This is a genomic window from Chitinophaga sp. (assembly GCF_039596155.1).
GTDB lineage: Bacteria > Bacteroidota > Bacteroidia > Chitinophagales > Chitinophagaceae > Chitinophaga.
Map to the genome: position 1 here is coordinate 1 of NZ_JBCNKF010000058.1, position 18,814 is coordinate 18,814.

At 45.7% G+C, this 18,814-nt stretch carries 9 protein-coding genes; 1 reads left to right on the forward strand and 8 read right to left on the reverse strand.

What is annotated here, in order from left to right; all coding sequences use genetic code 11:
* Window positions 1-137: 137 nt before the first annotated feature.
* From ABDW33_RS30880 to ABDW33_RS30915, 8 genes are all read right to left on the reverse strand, one after another.
* Window positions 138-902 (reverse strand): hypothetical protein, encoded by a 765-nt coding sequence (locus ABDW33_RS30880; protein WP_343693944.1) that lies wholly within the window; start codon window positions 900-902, stop codon window positions 138-140.
* Between the two features lie 27 nt (window positions 903-929).
* Window positions 930-2,486, reverse strand: a complete 1,557-nt coding sequence (locus ABDW33_RS30885) for a RagB/SusD family nutrient uptake outer membrane protein (protein WP_343693945.1) — start codon at window positions 2,484-2,486, stop codon at window positions 930-932.
* A 10-nt stretch (window positions 2,487-2,496) separates the two neighbouring features.
* Window positions 2,497-5,592 (reverse strand): TonB-dependent receptor, encoded by a 3,096-nt coding sequence (locus ABDW33_RS30890; protein ID WP_343693946.1) that lies wholly within the window; start codon window positions 5,590-5,592, stop codon window positions 2,497-2,499.
* Between the two features lie 107 nt (window positions 5,593-5,699).
* Window positions 5,700-8,543: a TIM-barrel domain-containing protein gene (locus tag ABDW33_RS30895; protein ID WP_343693947.1), complete on the reverse strand. Its 2,844-nt coding sequence runs from the start codon at window positions 8,541-8,543 to the stop codon at window positions 5,700-5,702.
* A gap of 164 nt (window positions 8,544-8,707) precedes the next feature.
* A complete protein-coding gene (locus tag ABDW33_RS30900; RefSeq protein ID WP_343693948.1) occupies window positions 8,708-9,301 on the reverse strand; it encodes a YceI family protein in 594 nt (197 codons plus the stop codon).
* Window positions 9,302-9,385: 84 nt separating this feature from the next.
* Window positions 9,386-10,783, reverse strand: a complete 1,398-nt coding sequence (locus ABDW33_RS30905) for a hypothetical protein (RefSeq protein ID WP_343693949.1) — start codon at window positions 10,781-10,783, stop codon at window positions 9,386-9,388.
* 59 nt (window positions 10,784-10,842) lie between these two features.
* On the reverse strand, window positions 10,843-11,427 hold the full coding sequence (locus tag ABDW33_RS30910) for a YceI family protein (protein ID WP_343693950.1): 585 nt from the start codon (window positions 11,425-11,427) through the stop codon (window positions 10,843-10,845).
* A gap of 136 nt (window positions 11,428-11,563) precedes the next feature.
* A complete protein-coding gene (locus tag ABDW33_RS30915; protein WP_343693951.1) occupies window positions 11,564-15,577 on the reverse strand; it encodes a two-component regulator propeller domain-containing protein in 4,014 nt (1,337 codons plus the stop codon).
* A 555-nt stretch (window positions 15,578-16,132) separates the two neighbouring features.
* Between ABDW33_RS30915 and ABDW33_RS30920 the strand changes: the two genes are divergently transcribed.
* A complete protein-coding gene (locus ABDW33_RS30920; protein WP_343693952.1) occupies window positions 16,133-18,622 on the forward strand; it encodes a glycoside hydrolase family 95 protein in 2,490 nt (829 codons plus the stop codon).
* Window positions 18,623-18,814 lie beyond the last annotated feature (192 nt).

The window sequence follows — 18,814 nt, forward strand, 5'->3', positions numbered from 1 at the left end:
TACTACGGATAAAGTTTTACCTCTTGCCATATTTAAATATAGGAAGAGTTAATAAAATATTGATTAACAATACATTTTTTTATACAAATAAAAGAGGGTGCCTCATTTATTTATGAGACACCCTCTTGTTATCACCCTTAATAAATATATCCTTTTCTTTTAAATAGCCAGATGTTTCGCCAGCCATCTCCCTGTTCCACCAGCGTCAGTTCATTTGTGTTCAGTTTCACGATCGTATACGTGGCTTTTGTACCTAAGCTGATATCACTACCTGTTATCTTCACGGTATGCGCGGTTGTGTCCAGGTCAAAGATGGCTTTCTTTAATGTGCCGTTGTGGTTAAAAGTAAAGTTCTTTGCACCATTCAGGTCAAAGGTCATTTCATCATTCTGCACACCTACAGATTGCAGATAACTTAAACCATTGGTCCACCAGGCGGGTGTAGTAGCATCTCCCGGACCATTGCCATAACAGTATAGGGTAGGCACATCCACCGCCCATACCCATGTTTTACCCTCTGCACCATTTGCCAGCAGGTTCCATAATGCACTACTGAAATATTCCGGGTCGTTTTCAGACACGGTAATTTGTGTAGAATCTCCTACCGGACCACCGGACGTGTACACGGTATATTTGATCCAGTAATTGCCTGCAAAAGGTAAGTTAATTGTATCCAGCATTTTTTTGGAGAACCCGCCGGTATATTGCCAGAATGGAATATATCCGCCACTTGTCTGGCTATTCAGGTACACAATATTATCATAGCCATTTTTCTGTGTGACAGAAAATTTCAGGCTGGATTGTGCAATAGTGGGAGATCCCATGCTTTCACTATCTTCTTTGGTGCAGGCGGTAAATGTACAAGCCAGTACCAGCAGTGACAGTATAATATAGTTTTTCATTTTTAACAGATTTGTGGAATTATAAAATCACCAACCGGCATTTTGCTGATATACGCCATTAGACAAACTGATTTCCTGTTCCGGAATTTTAAACAAGCCTTTTGTTGCGGCGGGGAAGCTCACCGTCATATCAGAGGAGCCAGCGTTGTCAATCGCAGCTTTGGCAACAGCTACACCCTGGCGAAGCAAATCCCAGTAGCGTTGGCCTTCCAGCGCCAGTTCCAGCCGGCGCTCATTCATGATCAGTGTTTTACCTGCTGCATCTGCAGTCAGCGTTTTACGGTAGCTGGTACTTAAAAAGGCTCTGTCGCGTACCTTGTTATAATAATCCTGTGCTTTAGCTAAGTTCCCATCCAGGTTCAGCTCTGCAGCCATTAGCAACACATCAGAATAGCGGATGACTACGTCATCGTAGTAATTGTCGATCTGGAAGTCGCCGCCCATTTCAACTGCATTCCCAGCGTTCATGGGGGTGTATTTCTTCCAGAAATAACCGGTGTATTGTGCCTGGTCACCCTGTGCATAAGTGGTGAGGTTCTCATTCTGGATGGAGATAATACCCGCACCACGACGGGTGTCATTATTGTCGTATGCATTCCAGAGACTACTGTTTACCGTACCAGCGCCCCATCCTTTGTAGTAAGGGTCTAATACCTGGTTACGGATAGCGATGTCTACCTGCATACGGTTACCATTGTGCTGATCCCAGTTGCCAAGACCTTTGTATGTGAACTTAATAGACCACACGGTTTCCTTATTATCTTCTCCTACAAAGCGGGTGAGTGCTGACTGCCAGAGATTCGCGAAGGTATCTACCAGTCCATATCCACCATTGTTGATTACATTGTCCAGGTAAGTCACAGCCTGTGCTTTTGTAATGACACCAGCCAGATCATTCTGGCTATAGTAGCCAGTATAATAGAGGAATACGCGGCCTATCAGGGAAGCAGCCGCCCACTTGTTTACCCTGCCATAGTTGGCAGAGGAAATGCTTCCATACGGTGTAGCAGGCAGATTATCTGCTGCATACTTCAGGTCTTCTGCAATCTGTGCATATACCACGGAAGGATCAGACTGGGGCATGTTCAGTTCACTTGGTATAAGTGGTTTAGTGGTCATCGGTATATTTCCAAATAACCTTACCAGGTCAAAATAGAAGTAGGCTCTCAGGAAACGTGCTTCGGCGGTGTACTGCGTTTTCAGCGTACTGTCGCTGCCCCAGCTTACATTATCTATTTTTGACAACAGGACATTGGCTCTATAAATACCTGTATAGTATTTTTGCCAGAGCGTCAGGTTCATATTAGAACTTGCTTCGAAGCGATCCCATTGTTTCCATACAAGATCAGAAGTACCGCCACCACCAAAACAGTCGTCGCTGGCGATTTCAGATACCAGGTGGATATTATCATAGTCTCCGATTTCCAGCTGATTGTACACGGACACAAGTGCCTGCAATGCCTGTTCCGGTGTTTTATAGAAAGACTCTTCCGTCTGTTCGTCTATGGGAGAGCGTTCAAGGAAGCTTTTGCTACAAGCGGCAAAGAACGCGATGGCTATAGCTGCTAAGAATATCTTTTTCATGTGGAATATTTTAGAATTTTACGCTCAGACCCAGTAACAAAGTTTTAGGTTGTGGATAGGTACCCACGTCGATGCCGGAAGCCCAACCGCTGGGACCATACCCGATTTCAGGATCGATTCCTTTGTATTTGGTGAACGTAAACAGGTTAGTACCGGACACGTATAATCTTAATTGTTGAATAGGCATTTCGGGGAATAACTTCTTGAAGTCATAGCCCAGGTTCACACTCTTGACACGGAGGAAAGAACCGTTCTTGATGTACAGGTCAGAAGAGCGGATCCAGTTCTGATTCAGTTCAGCACCATCCGTTATACGTGGAATTTTGTGAGAAGTACCTTCCCCTGTCCAGCGGCCCAGGATTTCAGCGTTGTAGTTGTTGAGTGGGCTGGAGAAGTCATGTGTACCATCCCAGATCTGGTTACCCTGGCTACCGTAGATAGCTACCGTCAGGTCAAAGCCCTTGTAACCCATATTCACATTAAAGCCGTATGTGAATTTAGGGAATGGGTTGCCGATCATGGTTTCGTCGCTTGCATTGATCACACCATCGCCATTCAGGTCCTTGAAGCGAACGTCTCCCGGTTGTGCATCCGGTTGTATAGGAGCGCCATCTTTTCCTTTGTAGGCAGCTATTTCGGCGGTGTTCTGGAAGATACCATCCGTCTTGTACCCGTAGAAGTAACCCATCGGAAATCCTTTCTGTGCACGGTAGAACTCGGGCATGCTGGCATAGGTAACGGCAGTGGCACCGTTGATAATTTTTTCCTTGTTAGGAATGTCGGTCACTTTGTTCCGATTCACAGAGAGGTTTGCATTTACGCCCAGTTTGAATTCATTGAACTGATGATCCCAGCCAAGCGCTGCTTCAATACCCTGGTTGCGTACATCACCACCGTTTACGAGTGCGGTAGTCGCACCGGAAATAGCGGGGGTGTTCACACTTACCAGCCAGTCTTTCGTCATCTTGCGATACAGGTCTACAGTCAGGCTGATGTCTTTGAAGAGGATCGCATCAAAGCCGATGTTAGTCTGCTCAGATGTTTCCCATTTCAGATCAGGATTGGCTGTTTTGATAGGTGCCGCACCTACATAAGCGATGTCGCCGCTACCGAAGTAGTAACCCAGGTATCGGGTAGAGATCGTAGACAGGTATTGGTATTGGGCAGAAGGCAGGTTGCCGTTCTGACCCCAGCCAGCGCGGATTTTCAGGAAATTGAGCCAGTTCACGTGCAGTAATGGTTCATTGGTAGGTACCCAACCTGCAGAGAAGGACGGGAATTTACCATAACGGTTATTGGCACCAAATGCGGTAGATCCATCTACCCGGAAGATGGCCGTGAACATATACTTCTCGGCATAGTTGTAACCTACACGACCAAAGTAGGAGAGTAGTGCGGAAGAACCTTTGGAACCATATATCCGCTGGGTACTATCAGTTGTACCGTTGTTGATAATGGCATTGTCCAGTCCTGTTTTGGTGAGATCCTGTTTGTAACCATTAACAAAGAAGTAAGTGGTTTCAAGTGTGTTTAGACCAGCCAATGCGGAGATGTTGTGTTTGCCGATCTGTCGCTGGTAGTTCACGGTGTTATCCCAGTTCCAGGTAGCGTCGCGTTGCATGCCCTGATTGGCCTGTGAGTGAATGTTATATTCTGTAGTAGAGAGGTCGTATACAGGTGTATAGCTATTGGTATTGGTATACATCAGGTTTACACCAAAGTCAGAGCGGATGCTCAGTCCTTTGATCGGTGTAGCCTGCAGGTAAGCGTCACCTACGATGCGGTCGTAAGTGTTTTTGTTCTGATACTTATAATACATCATTGCTACAGGATTTGCTTCACCTACGTTCCAGGAAGACTTACCAAAGGCCCCGGTAGAGTCATACACATTGAACAGCGGACTAACATTCAACACACCGTGCATGGTATTGTCATAAATGTTGCTCACACCTACGCCGCTTTTTGCAGATCGGGAATAAGTAAGGTTCTGGCCAAAGGTGAGCAGATCTTTATAAGCTTTATGTTCAGAATTGATGCGGAAGTTAATGCGTTCGTATCTGGATTGCCCTTTAAAGCCGATGATACCATCCTGTTTGGTATAAGAAACGGAGGATGAATATACAGACCTTTCATTACCACCAGAGATGTTAATGCTGTGGTTCATCATGGGGGCGCGCTTATTGTACATGGCTTCCTGCCAGTCAGTGCCTTTACCCAGCGTACTTAGTTGCTGTGTGGTAAAGTAAGGACTGTTGCCTGAGTTGATGGCCATTTCATTCATGATCACCCCATAATCATGCGCATTTAACAATGCGGATTTGTGGGTAGGATTCTGCACCCCATAATAGGCATCATAAGACAGCCTGGTCTGGGTGTTCTTACCTTTGATCGTTGTGATCAGCACCACCCCGTTTGCGCCACGGGAACCATAAATAGCAGAAGAAGCTGCATCTTTCAGTACGTCAATACCAGCAATATCGGCTGCGTTCAGGTAAGATATATCGGAGATCGGCACGCCATCGACGATAAAAATAGGATCTGCGGTACCCACGGTACCTGTACCGCGGATGCGTACTTTCATGGCCTCACCAGGTTGAGCAGATACGGTAGAGATCTGTACGCCGGGTGTCTGGCCTTGTAACGCCTGGTCTACGCGCAGAGAGTGGTTTTCTTCCAGCTGTTTGGTGTTCACATGGTCGATGGCACCTGTTACGAGTTTTTTCTTCTCGGTACCGTAGCCGACTACGACGATTTCTTCAATTGTTTTTGTGCCTTCAGTTAACCGGACAGCGATATTTTGTCCGTTTACGGCAACTACCTGTTTCTCAAATCCCATCAGGGTGATTTCGAGTGAGTCTCCATCTTTAACCTGCAGGTGGAAACGGCCGTTTACATCGGTGATAGCACCATTGGTGGTGCCTTTGACACGCACGCTGGCGCCGGGTAGTGGTTCATCTTTACCTGCTGTGGATACTCTTCCTTCCAGCGGGTGAGAGTTGGTCTGAGCAATAGTCATCGTACCGGTCAGCAGCATTGCGATAAGCAGAATGCCCCTGATCCCCCAGGATGCAGCCACAAAATCGTGGATTTTGTAAGCAGTTTTCATAATGTTAGAATGTTTGTTTCTGGATGAGTGTTGAATTGATGGTCGACGAAATAAATTGTGTTCACAACGTGTTAAATGTTCCTTTCATTGAGGTGGTTTAGGATTTATTAATTTATATGGATCGTTTGTTCATTGCCATTATATTGTACCAGCTGGCCTTTGCTGTCGGTCAGGTCAAATACCATTGGATGTGTCTTGTCGACTTTCACGATACGGAAACTACGTTTTTGCAGCATACCCGGAAATTCACCTGCCCGCTTACCCAATAACAATGTATTGTCAGCATCATTGTATTTAAATTCTATAGTGCTGAATGCCCCTTTCTCGTAATTATAGTTCAGGCCTTCATCCTCATAGAGGGTGAACTTTCCGTTGCTGCCGCCATAGATATATAAAGTAATGGTATCGGCAGGTCGCTGGCTGGTGTATTGGATTGCCGGGCCAAATGGTATGATGCTGCCTGCCTTTATATAGAGCGGAATGCGATTGAGCGGTGCCGCAGCCGTGATGTGCTGTCCGCCGTCGGTATAGCTGCCGTCATACAGATTGTACCATCCCTGGCCGGCAGGTAAGTAAAGCGCACGTGTACGTGCTTTATAAGCATAAACAGGGCTAACCAGGAAGGCAGGTCCGAACATAAACTGGTCTCCTATATGACGAACCACCGTATCCTGGTCAAAGTCCATAATAAGGCCCCGCATTATCGTGTAGTCGTTATGATAGGTCTGTCCGGCGAGTGAATAGATATACGGCATTAACCTGTAACGCAGCCGGTCATAGTAAACGATAGATTGGTATTCCGGACTGTTCTCCGGAGCGATATTATACACTTCCCGGTATGGATACTGGCCGTGGGCACGGAACAATGGACAAAAGGCCCCGTATTGATACCAGCGGGCATTCAGTTCCCGCCATTCCTGTAAGTTTTCGCCCTGTGGATCTGGTTTGTCATATTTATCTTCCACGTAAAAGCCTCCAATATCAGTGGTCCAGTAAGGTAAGCCGGACATACAAAAGTTCAGACCTGCGGGTATTTGCCTAGCCAGTTCATCGAAACGGGCAGCGATGTCACCACTCCAGGTGGCGGCGCCATACCGTTGTAAGCCGGCAAATGCAGAGCGGGTGAGGATAAATACGCGCTGATCAGGATTCGCTTTCCGCTGACCTTCATAAATGCCTTTTGCATTCATAAGGGCGAAAGGATTGAAGTATTGTGTAGATGGGCCCAGAGCAGTGGGATTCATCAGCTGTTTGCGATAATCGATCGTGGCATTACTCAGAATGTCAGGCTCAGTGGCATCCAGCCACCAGGCGTCTACGCCTTTGCTGAATAAGTGCTTGTCTATCATTGCCCAGAAGGCTTTTCTGGCATCCGGATTGAAGGCATCGTAGAAAGTAGAAATGTAGCCTTTACCGATCCAGTCCCGAATGGTATCCCTGATACTTTGGGTATAGAGATAACCTTTGTCATTCATCAGCTTGTAGTTCGGAATATCTTTGTAGAACTTAGGCCATACTGAAATCATGAAGTGGGTATGATAAAGATTATGAAGCGAGTCGATCATGCCTTTGGGATCCGGGAATCTGGCACGGTCAAAGTCCTGGCTTCCCCAGGCATTTTCCTGCCAGTAAGACCAGTCCATGACGATATTATCCAGCGGAATCTGTCTCTTCCTGAATTCCTGTACGGTGCTGATGACATCTTTCTGGGTCTTGTATCTTTCCCTGCTTTGCCAGAATCCCATAGCCCATTCAGGGAGGATTGTAGCCTTGCCGGTTATAGTACGGTAGCCATTGATCACCTCATCGGGGTGTGCACCATATATGAAGTAGTAGTCGATCTTTTCACCAGCCTCGGAGGTGAATGCCATTTTATCTTTCAGGCGTTCGGGAGTAGGAGGGAGATGTTTGAGGGAGATAAATGCCTGGTTTGATTCGGGAATCCACTCGACCTTCAGGTCATGTTGCTGGCCTGTCAGCATAGTCTTTTTAAAGACGGAAGGACCGGGATTCCAGCCCTCCCGCCATTTGTCCAGCATCAATATTCCGTCGATCCATATCCTGATGTAACCGGAGGCCGAAACATAAAATTTCTGGTCGCCGTTTTCTTTAGGGCTGACCTTTCCTTCCCAGGTCACAATGCCTCTGGCCATTGGATAGCCTTGCGGAATAGTTTTGAGTGAGGGAAGGAAGGAGTAGTCAATTTTAGATTCTCCCCGTTGCAGAAATACGCTGTCTTTCTGAGACCGCATACCATAAGTCGCTGTCAGCACCCCTTTCTGACCCTTTTTGTCGGTCAGATTCAGGGTACCCAGCTCTTCGTATGGGCGGTCATCTCCAAAGCGGGTAATGGAGTAATTATCCCAAAGAATACCATAATGACGGCTTGACAAGACGAAGGGGACAGCTACCTGGCTATTGTATTGGGTGAGGTCCACGTCCTGGTCTTTATAGTTCATGAGCCCTGTTTGTGGCTGACCCAGACCATAGAAGGCTTCGTCTGCCGGAGAATCAAAGAGTTGTTGAAGTCGGAAAAGCTTTTTACCGTCTATCGTTACAGGGGTAAAAGCCTTCCCTCCTTCGTTTATGATGGTGTTACCCTGGGCATCCTTAAAGCTCACAATGCCGGTAGTGAGATCTACAGTGGTTGTTACACTATTGGTTTTCAGTGAGACTAAATACTTGTCGTTCGTATATGTCCATTTTGCATCTGTGTTTGTACCGACTACCGATATCAGGCTCGGTGTGCCGGAGATTTTGTCTTCCGGCGAAGCAGCGACCCTTATAATTTTGTCATTGATCACCTGTAGTTTAACCTGTTTTACACCGCCTGCTCCTGGTTTGTCCAAAGTAATCAGTAAGCCATCTTTCAATTTCTCCACACGTTGAGCATGGCAAAATTGGAAGCAACAGGAAATAATCACAATCGGTAGGATTCGGATATTCTTCATGATCTGTGGAATTTGTCTTACTCGTTGTTGGTTGAGGTTCGAGTGCGGACAAATGTAGCCTTCTGCTACCAGACACAGGGTAGGGTAATGTTTTCAATTAGGGGTCAAAATGTTAACTAAACAGAAAATCTGAAGGGTATGTTTTGATAAATAGTAATTGATTATCAGTCGATTACTTTAAAGTTGAATTGAAAGGTAACTGTTAGGTCATCTTTGGCGCGGATCATGCCGCCAAATTTCCGGGGAGGTATCAGGCCGAAGTCGGAGAAGTGAATATTTTTAGAACCGGTCATATGAACCATCTTTTGATCGTCGGTGGAGGTGGTCAGGTAGAGTGACATATCTTTGGTTACGCCTGCCAGTTCGATGGCGACGTTACCGCATAATTGTTCTGGGGCGCCATTCAGGGAAGGGTATTTCTGGAGGGATAAGAGGGCGATACGGAGGGAAGGGTGTTGTCTGGCTTTGAGGGTTTCGCGCAGGTCGTGGGTCATCATTTTGTCCAGACAGTCGAAATCAAATACGGCCATTTCCAGTTTACCACTGAGGTGCACGATTTCTGAGCCATTGTTCTGGTAGCAGATGAGGGTATCTCTGTTTGGGTAATTTTTAATTTCGCAGCTGAATTTATTTACGTTGGTGCTGCCGCTCACCCGTACAAGGATGTTGTTGAGAACTACCCATTTTACTCCGCGGGGAGCTGGTGTTTTGAAGGCCAGGAGACAGAAAATTGTCAATATGAAAGTAAGTGTGCGCATTGTGACAAGGTAGAAGAAGTAAAAAAGGCCCTCCTTTTTGGGGAGGGCCTTTTTCAAATTGATACACTATCAGACATTGAAAGATTAGAACCCAACCACTGCTTCGATCACGTATCCATTGAACTTACCACCACTGCGATAATCTGCTGTAGGGAAGTCTTTGTATTTCTGCACCACGTATTCACCTTTCATCAGGATATTGTTAGTAACAAACCAACCTGCTGCTACTGCTACGCGATTCACTTTCACATCCTGTGTGTAGGTGATAGCACCTGCACCGGTACCGTTTGCGCTGTTTGCAGGGCGGGCAGTTACTTCGTTATATCTTACACCCAGGAAAACATTTTCTTTAGGGAAGAAACGATATACTGCATCTATTGCATATTGGCTTGCATCTCTTGTTTTAGTTTCAGCAGCTGTACGACCACTTGCTTTTTCATAAGTACCGAATACTTCCAGGCCACTGTATTTAGCAAATACGTTGAACATACCAGCGTTTACTTTTTTGGTGAAGCCAGGGTTGAAACGGCCGGAGAATGCCAGCGGAGTACCTGCACCAGTTGTGCTGCTTGGGTTGGCAGAAGCCTCTTCCATCACATATTGGTAGTTGGAACCGGAGCGATCGCCACCATACAGTGTGTTACTTGCACTGCTCTGGTTACCGTAGTAGCTCAGGCTTGCACGGAGGCGGAATTTTTCAGCCAGTTTCTTGTCAAAGCCTACTTTAGCCAGCAGAGATGGAGATTTGTGTAATTTGCCATCAGGATTGCTCTTATAATATAAGGAGTCAATGTTACCTTTGATCAGACCGTTGGTTACACCAACCATACCGAACAGACCGTTGTGTTTCAGGTAAACTTCTGCACCGATTTCTGTGGCGAAGGCGTCCATGATGTTACCTTCCATGAAAGGATTGTAGAGCGTTTGACCACCATCACTTCTACGGTAGTGAGCATCACCATAGTCTACTTCCATGTGACCAACTTTGATGGTGGCATATTTCATGATCTCATCGAAGAAGGCGCTTTGGAATGGCATCTTATCGATCTGGATATAACCGCCTTTTACCCAGGTTTCATTGTGGTGTTTGGAAGACAGGTATAAAGTTAAGTTCATAGTGATACCAGGAGCCAGCGGTACATCGAAGTACAGGTTAGCCTGAGCTGTCTGGAATCCGGCTGTGATATCTTTCAGCTTATTACCGGCTACAGAAGTTCCGCCTGAGAAGGAACCTACGTTATTATTCAGTGCACCTGGATTCTCGTGTTTCAGATTCTGAAACTGCATGGTGAAACCAGCGCCGATTCTAGGTTTAATACCGTTGAAGTAAGTAGAGGTATCTTTAGCTCCTTCGAAAACGTTGATACCAGTTTTATCGTATGGTCTCCAGTTTGGAATGTTCCGGTCTTGCGCCATCAAGGTAATTGGAAAGAGGCCGACGCAAAGCAACACTATGTATTGCAGACGCATTTTTGTTTTCATGGCAATCGATTTAAAATAATGTGTAGTGGTTAGTGGTTTTATTATTGATGAAGTGTAACTTATTGGTGAAGTGTAAACTCGTAGGTGATAGTTACAGCATTACCAGTTTTCATGGCACCCATCATGAAGGATGGAGGAGTTACACCGAAGTCAGTCATGTTCAGTGCCTTACTTCCTTTGATGGCTACTGATTTACCGCCATTGGTAGTAGTTGCTTTTGCAGTCAGATCTATCACTTTAGTGACACCAGCGATAGTCAGTTGACCTTGTGCTTTGATGGAACCATCTGCAGCTACTGTGGAAGAAGTGAGTTTTAAAGTGATATTTGGATTTGCTTTAGCTTTTAAAGCTTTATATGCGTTGTCGTCCATGCCGCTGTGTTCACTCTTGAGTGAGTTTACAGGTACGGTGTAGCTCAGTTCTGGTATAGTGGCCAACTGACCGGAAGGGGTGAAAGTAAGATCAGCTGTACAGGTGCCTGAAGTTGCTTTCATTTCCCAGTCGTGGAGGGTAGATGTACCGTTTACTTTAAGATTTATGCCGCTTACTACCAGGGTTTTAGTCTGTGCAAATGCTGCCGCTACGATAAGATGAACGAACAGTAATGTGGCGATTCCTTTTCTGATGATTGCTGAGTGATACATGGTAAATTGGATTTAAAGCGTTCATCGGTTATATGTTCCGATCTGAGTGCAAGATGGTGATAAGTGGGTTGGTGGGAAATGATGGACATCATCGGTGCGGATGATTGGAGTTTGTATAGGCCTGACTGTGGTTATTTTATTCAATCTTACCCTTATAGGCAGAGGGGAGTACACCGTATTCCAGTTTAAAGTAACGGGAAAAATACTTGGGGTTATTAAATCCTACTTCGTAAGCAATCTCGGCGATTGTCAACTGGCTTTTTTCGAGCAATTGAGCTGCCCGCTTGAGTCTTATGGATCTGATAAATTCAATTGGGGGCTTACCTGTTAATGTGAGTATTTTCTTGTAAACAGAGACTCTGCTCATGAAAAGTTCACGGCTTAGCTCTTCTACAGAGAAGTCGGGGTTACTAATATTCTTCTCTACAATTTGTAATGCCTGTTGTATAAACTGTTCATCCTGCGAAGAGATGGCAATTTCCTCCGGATGGGCTTCTATATGCTGCTGGAAGGTTTTCCTCAGGGATTGTTGCTGTGTAATGATGTTTCTTATGCGTGATAACAGCATTTCGAAATTGAACGGTTTGGTAATGTATTCAGAAGCGCCATTATCAAGGGCTTCCAGCTGATCTTCTTCCGACGCGCGGGCTGTGAGCAGGATCACAGGCAGGTGCGCCGTGCGGGGCTGTTGACGGATTTTACGACAGAGCTCCAGTCCGTCCATTTCGGGCATACTTACATCACTTACCACGATGGCAGGAATTGTGTGTTGCAGGATATTCCAGCCTGCCAGCCCATTGGGAGCATCCATTATATGAAAATACTGACTAAGGTTATCTTTTAAATAAAAGCGGAAATCTTCACTATCTTCTACTAATAAGATGACTGGTTTCTTTCCAGTATAAGCAGCGGGTGCATCCTGCGTCTGTGGTTCCATAATGGAAGTATGTTGAGCCACGACTTTGGCAGCTGTTTGAATACCATTGACCGGAAGCAATACAGTGAAAGCGCTACCCATGCCAGGTGCACTGTCTACGCTGATAGAACCACCGTGGAGCTTTACAAATTCCTTTGTAATACTTAAGCCAATACCGCTGCCCTGATTCACGAGAGAGCCGGGGATGTCGTGCTGGAAGAACCGTTCGAAAATACGTTCCTGTTGCTCTAATGGAATGCCGATACCGGTGTCCTTCACCATAATGGCGAGGAGGCCATTTGATTGCAGCTGTAAATCGACAGAAATTTTTCCTTGTTCAGGAGTAAACTTGAATGCATTGCTGAGCAGGTTAAAAATGATCTTTTCAATTTTGTCCGGATCATAAAGCATGCTGAGCGACGGCATATTACTATGGAATTCGAGGTGGATCTGTTTCTTTTCTGAAAGGTCAGAGAACGAAGTAGTGAGCTCTTTGATAAAAGCAATGATGTCGCCTTCTGTAGTATAAAGTTTTATTTCCTGGACTTCCATTTTACGGAAGTCCAGGAGCTGGTTTACAAGGTTTAACAGGCGACGTGCATTGCGCTGTACCAGTACCAGCTGCTGTTGTACATTACCTTCAATCTCTTTTTTTAGTAATCTTTCCAGCGGCGTAATAATCAGACTTAACGGGGTGCGGAATTCATGACTGATATTCGTGAAGAAGCGGATCTTCAGTGAATCTAACTCATGCATACGCTTTGCTTCCTGCCGTTCCTGTGCGATGCGGGCACGGAATCTTTCTCTTTCAAGGATCACGCGTCTGCCGGTGATCAACGCACCTATAATGAGAAGACCATAAATGATGAAGGCCAGCGGTGTTCGCCAGAAGGGTGGCAAGATCGTGATATGTAATTCCAGTGGTTCCGGGGTCCACACGCCATCATTGTTAGAGGCTTTTACTTTGAACGTATATTCTCCCGGATCCAGATTCGTATAGGTGGCGGTGCGTAAGAGCCCATCGCTTGTGAGCCATTCATGATTGAAGCCTTCCAGCATGTAGGCGTACCCGTTCTTTTCAGGATGAAAGAAATTCAATGCAGCGAAGCTGATAGAGAATTCATTTTCCTTATACTTCAAAGTAATATGCCGGGTTTGATTGATGGCTTCTGTCAGGAGGATTCGTCCATTCAGTCTTTCGCCCGGATACATACTTTTGTTGAAGATCTGGAAATCTGTCAACACGATTGGTGGAATATTTGAATTGACTGTGATATTGTGCGGATAGAATAAGTTGAACCCGTTACCACCGCCAAAAAGAAGTTCTCCCTTGTGCGTTTTTAACGCTGCATTTTCATTGAATTCCCTTCCCTGTAATCCGTCTGACTGGTCGTAATTTTTAAACTCATGTTGCGCCCGCATGTTAGATAAACCATTGGCAGTGCTCATCCAGAGAGTGTGGTTGTTATCTTCCAGGATGTTCAAAACAGTATTATCCGGTAAGCCATCTTCTTTTCTGAATATTTTAAATTGATGGGTAGCCGGAATGAAGAGATTTAAACCTTCACTTGTACCGATCCATATTTGCCCACGGCTATCTTCAAATATGCAGAGCACATTTTTATGACTAAGACTACCGGGGTGTTTGGGATCTGCATCATAGTGCATGAACTCGCCTTTAGGGTTCATCACATCAACTCCTTCGGAAGTGCCTATCCAAAGATTCCCTTTTTTATCTTCGAGAAGAGCCGAGATATAGGGGGAGCGCAGTTTACCGTTGTAGTGGATGAATTTGTTATTCACCAGCTGATTTAATCCCCCGGCCAATGTACCAATCCACAGTCTTTGCTGACGATCTTCATAAATTTCCCATATGCTATTGTCGCTAAGGCTATTTGTATCACTGGCATCATGTCGGTAATGAATAAAGCGATTGCCATCGAAGCAATCCAGTCCGCCGAAGTAAGAGCCTATCCAGAGCTTTTGCTGATGATCTATCCAGAGACTCACAATTACATTTCCGCTGGGAGAGTTGGGGTTTGAAGTACTGTGAAGGTATTGTCTGTAAGTATTTTTGGTCCTGTCGAAGTAAATAAGACCGCCGCCATTTGTACCAATCCAGATGTTGCCGTTTGCATCTTCCGCGAATCGGTTCACATCGTCATATGGAAGCGTGTTCGATGCAAATACCTGGTGCTGGTAAAGGGGGAATTTTACTATGTTCTCGTGGTAATAGCACAGTCCTTTTTTGTAGGTACCGATCCAGATGATGCCAGTATTGTCTTTATACAGGGTGGTGATACTATTTTGACTCAGGCTTTTAGGATCTTCACTATTGTTGGTGAGGTAGCGGAATTTTTGTTGTTGTTTATCGAGGATGTTGAGTCCACCATGATCGGTGCCGATCCAGATCAGTCCCTGATTGTCCTGTACTACACCGCGAACGATGTTGTTGTTCAATCCATTGTTCTCGTCGTAGTGCGTAAAGGTTTTTGTTCGCTGGTTAAAGCAATAAATACCTTGAATATCGTTGTTACTGAACAGCCAGCAGTCGCCATCTTTGTCAGCCATAATCTGGTAGGCAGTATGGACGGGAGTCGGGAGCTGGTTGCGGGAAACGATCTGTTGGGTGTGGGGATCCATTTTCTCCAGCAGCCCGTCGGGATGAATGATCCAGCAGAAGCCGGATGGAGCTTGCGCCATGTCCGAGATTTGTGTACCCGGAAATAAATGGTGTGTTTTTTTATTGGAAGGGGAGTAGCAATAGAGTCCGTCTTTAGGTGTGACGAACCAGTAATTGCCATCAAGGTCTTTAATAATGTTATTGATGCTATCCACTGGTACCCCAAATCTGGTAAGAGCTGGATGGGGATCCCGCTGGAAATTGCCTTGTTGGGGATTGTATACATTCTGACCATTTCTGTGTGTAATCCAAAGCAGGCCTTCAGGGCCCTCCATGATTGCTGTAATGAAATTGTCGGCGATGGTTGTTGTATCTCTGATATCCTGTCTGAAAATTTTAAAGTTGTAGCCATCATAGCGGTTGAGTCCGGACATAGTCCCGAACCACATGAAGCCCTGGCTGTCCTTATAAATACAGTTTACCTGGTTGGCAGAGAGACCCTGTGTGATATCGAGCCGGGTCAATTGATACTGAGACTGTGGTGTTTGTGCCCATAGTATCGTAAATGGAAACAGCAGCAGGATGAATGCAATCGTTCTTTGAATGGTCACACTAAGAATTTTTCATATCGCGGCTGTAATATAGTTAAATGTCGGGAATACACCCATTTTTCAGGACTAACCGATGATGGGTAATTCATTATATCTATCCCAACAAACTAATATATTGGAACATTCATAGTGTCTCCGGAGACATTCTTACAGCATTGCGACGAAGGAGGTGCTTTGTGGCGGACAGTATTTTCTTTGTTTGGTTTTAGGGACTTTGATATTATCGGGGTTTTACGGTCAAAGGTCTTTAAAAAGAGAAAGGTCGAAAGAATTCGACCTTTGTGCTAAAATTCCACGTTATGGTACTCAGGTCCATAAAATCTTCCAGCGCTTGCTATATGTAAATAAGGTAATTAGCTCTTGATTAAACAACCACCCCGCTTAACTTGTTCACTTACCTATTAGGTGGCTCTTATTAATTTACAACAAATGTAACGAGGGCTAAAGTGATTACCAAGTGTTTAGCAAACTTTTTTGTGCAATCGTTTGCGACGTGTTTCTTTCCGTTACATTTTTGTTGCTTTTACATGAATATAGTTTTATTTTACAAACGTTATGAAACAAAACAAAATAGGACTGTTATCCGTGCTGCTTTTGACTGCCGGAGCAGTGAGGTCTCAACAGCAGGTAAACCAGTTAAAGCTCTGGTACAATGCTCCCGCAAAGGAGTGGTACCAGGCGTTGCCACTTGGTAACGGACGCCTGGGCGCTATGGTATTTGGAAAAGTCAGTGATGAGCTGATCCAGCTTAACGAAGCCACACTCTGGTCAGGCGGACCGGTTAATAACAACGTCAATCCGGAAGCAGCAAAATACCTGCCACAGGTAAGAGCAGCGCTCTTCAGGGAAAACTACCATCAGGCGGATAGCCTGCTTCGTAAGATGCAGGGTGTATACTCGCAGTCATTCCTCCCGATGGGAGATCTGCACCTCCGCCAGGAGGTAGATGAAGGCGCTGTAAAGAATTACTATCGTGATCTGGATCTTACCAAAGCGCAGTCAAACACCCGTTTTACCAGCAATGGTGTGGATTATACAAGAGAAATGTTCATTTCTGCCGCAGATCAGGTAATCGTTTACCATCTCAAGTCCAGTAAGAAGGGACAACTCAACTTCACGCTCAGCGCCAACAGCCAGCTGCATTCTCAGCATGTAGTGAACGGCAAAGACCTGGTTCTCAAAGGTAAAGCTCCTTCACACGCAGATCCTAATTATGTTGATTACAATAAGGAGCCTATTATATATGAGCCCGCGGGTAGTTGCAATGGGATGCGCTTCGAAGTGAGGCTGAGAGCCATCAGTGTCGATGGTACAATTAAAACTGATACGTCCGGTATCACTGTCAGGAACGCAACGGATGTCACTGTAATCGTTTCTGGTGCCACCAGTTTTAATGGTTATGACAAATGTCCTGATAAAGATGGACTGAATGAAGATAAGATAGCATCCGAACAACTCGCCAAAGCGGCAGCGCGTACGCTGAGCGATTTGCGTACCCGCCATATAAAGGACTACACTAAATTCTTCAACCGGGTACAATTTACAATAGATGGAGGAGAAGCTGCAGCCGCTTTACCTACAGATGAGCGTCTGCGCCGGTATACAGCAGGTGATGAGGATCCATCGCTTGAATCAATGTATTTCCAGTATGGCCGTTACCTGCTCATCTCCTGTTCCCGCACCAAGGGTGCTCCTGCCAACCTGCAGGGGATCTGGAACAAGGAACTGCGTGCTCCATGGAGTTCCAACTACACTATTAATATCAATACAGAAATGAACTACTGGCCGGCAGAGGAATGTAACCTGATGGAAATGCAGCAACCGCTGTACGATCTGCTCAGGGAACTGGCGGTGACAGGACGTTACACTGCTAAAAACTTCTATAACCTCAATGGCTGGGTAGCGCATCATAATACAGATATATGGGCTACCTCCAATCCGGTAGGTGATATTGGTAAAGGAGATCCTAACTGGGCGAACTGGATGATGGGGGGTAACTGGCTCTGTCAGTTCCTCTGGCAACACTATGAATACAGTGGAAGCAAGGCATTCTTAAAAGACACCGCTTACCCGATCATGAAGGCCGCGGCGCAGTTTAGCCTGGGCTGGCTGGTACCAGATAAAGAAGGACACCTGGTAACAGCACCCGCTACTTCTCCTGAAAATATCTTTATTACTGATAAGGGAGAACATGGTGCTGTATCTCTGGCTACCACCATGGATATGTCAGTGATCCATAATCTCTTCACCAACGTAATCGCTGCTGCGGATGTATTGGGTAAGGATGCCGCCTTTGCTGATTCCGTAAAACAGGCATTGGCAAAATTATATCCATTGCAGGTCGGCAAGAAAGGCAACCTGCAGGAATGGTATAAGGACTGGGAGGATGAAGACCCTCAGCACCGTCATATTTCTCATTTATTTGGCCTTTTCCCGGGCAATCAGATTTCTCCCATTACAACACCTGAGCTGGCCGCTGCGTGCAGAAAAAGCCTTGAAATACGTGGAGACGGTGGTACCGGTTGGAGCAAGGCATGGAAAATCAATACCTGGGCAAGATTGCTGGATGGTAACCACGCCCACAAACTCCTGAAGGAATTGCTTACCCTGACGGGAGAAAGTGGTATTCAGATGCACCATGCAGGCGGTACTTATGCGAACCTGTTCTGTGCTCACCCTCCATTCCAGATTGATGGTAATTTTGGAGGAACTTCTGGTATTGCGCAAATGCTGTTGCAAAGCCAGACTGGCACACTGCATTTATTACCCGCTCTCCCTGATGTATGGAATACCGGTAAAGTGAAAGGATTGCTGGCGCAAGGCGGGTATACTGTGGATATGGACTGGAAAGGAGGAATGCTCACCAGTGTAACCATCCATGCTACTAAAAATGGTACCTGCATGCTACGGGTGCCACAACGCATTAAAGCAGATGGAACTACTCAATTGGCGGCCGTGAAACCGAAAGATGCAGATCACGGGTTTGTATATGCGTTACAAACAAAGGCTGGGCAATCATATACATTATACAGGGTTGAAAGATAAATAGCAGTCACACGCTATCACCTTTAAAAAAAGTCGCTTTTACCGAAGGTAGAAGCGACTTTTTGCATGTGCGCCATGCATGGCGATAAACTTGACGGTGGAAGTCCGTTATGGGGGTTTGTAATCGCCAACCATTAGCCAAGAGCAAGGGTGTCCACTGCGAAGTGGAATCTGAAGGAAGCTTACGGCAAA

Bases quoted from the DNA above. Each gene is read 5' to 3' on its own strand.
- ABDW33_RS30890 (WP_343693946.1), bottom strand. From the start codon at position 5,592: ATGAAAACTGCTTACAAAATCCACGATTTTGTGGCTGCATCCTGGGGG.
- ABDW33_RS30905 (WP_343693949.1), bottom strand. From the start codon at position 10,783: ATGAAAACAAAAATGCGTCTGCAATACATAGTGTTGCTTTGCGTCGGC.
- ABDW33_RS30885 (WP_343693945.1), bottom strand. From the start codon at position 2,486: ATGAAAAAGATATTCTTAGCAGCTATAGCCATCGCGTTCTTTGCCGCT.
- ABDW33_RS30900 (WP_343693948.1), bottom strand. From the start codon at position 9,301: ATGCGCACACTTACTTTCATATTGACAATTTTCTGTCTCCTGGCCTTC.
- ABDW33_RS30920 (WP_343693952.1), top strand. From the start codon at position 16,133: ATGAAACAAAACAAAATAGGACTGTTATCCGTGCTGCTTTTGACTGCC.
- ABDW33_RS30910 (WP_343693950.1), bottom strand. From the start codon at position 11,427: ATGTATCACTCAGCAATCATCAGAAAAGGAATCGCCACATTACTGTTC.
- ABDW33_RS30895 (WP_343693947.1), bottom strand. From the start codon at position 8,543: ATGAAGAATATCCGAATCCTACCGATTGTGATTATTTCCTGTTGCTTC.
- ABDW33_RS30880 (WP_343693944.1), bottom strand. From the start codon at position 902: ATGAAAAACTATATTATACTGTCACTGCTGGTACTGGCTTGTACATTT.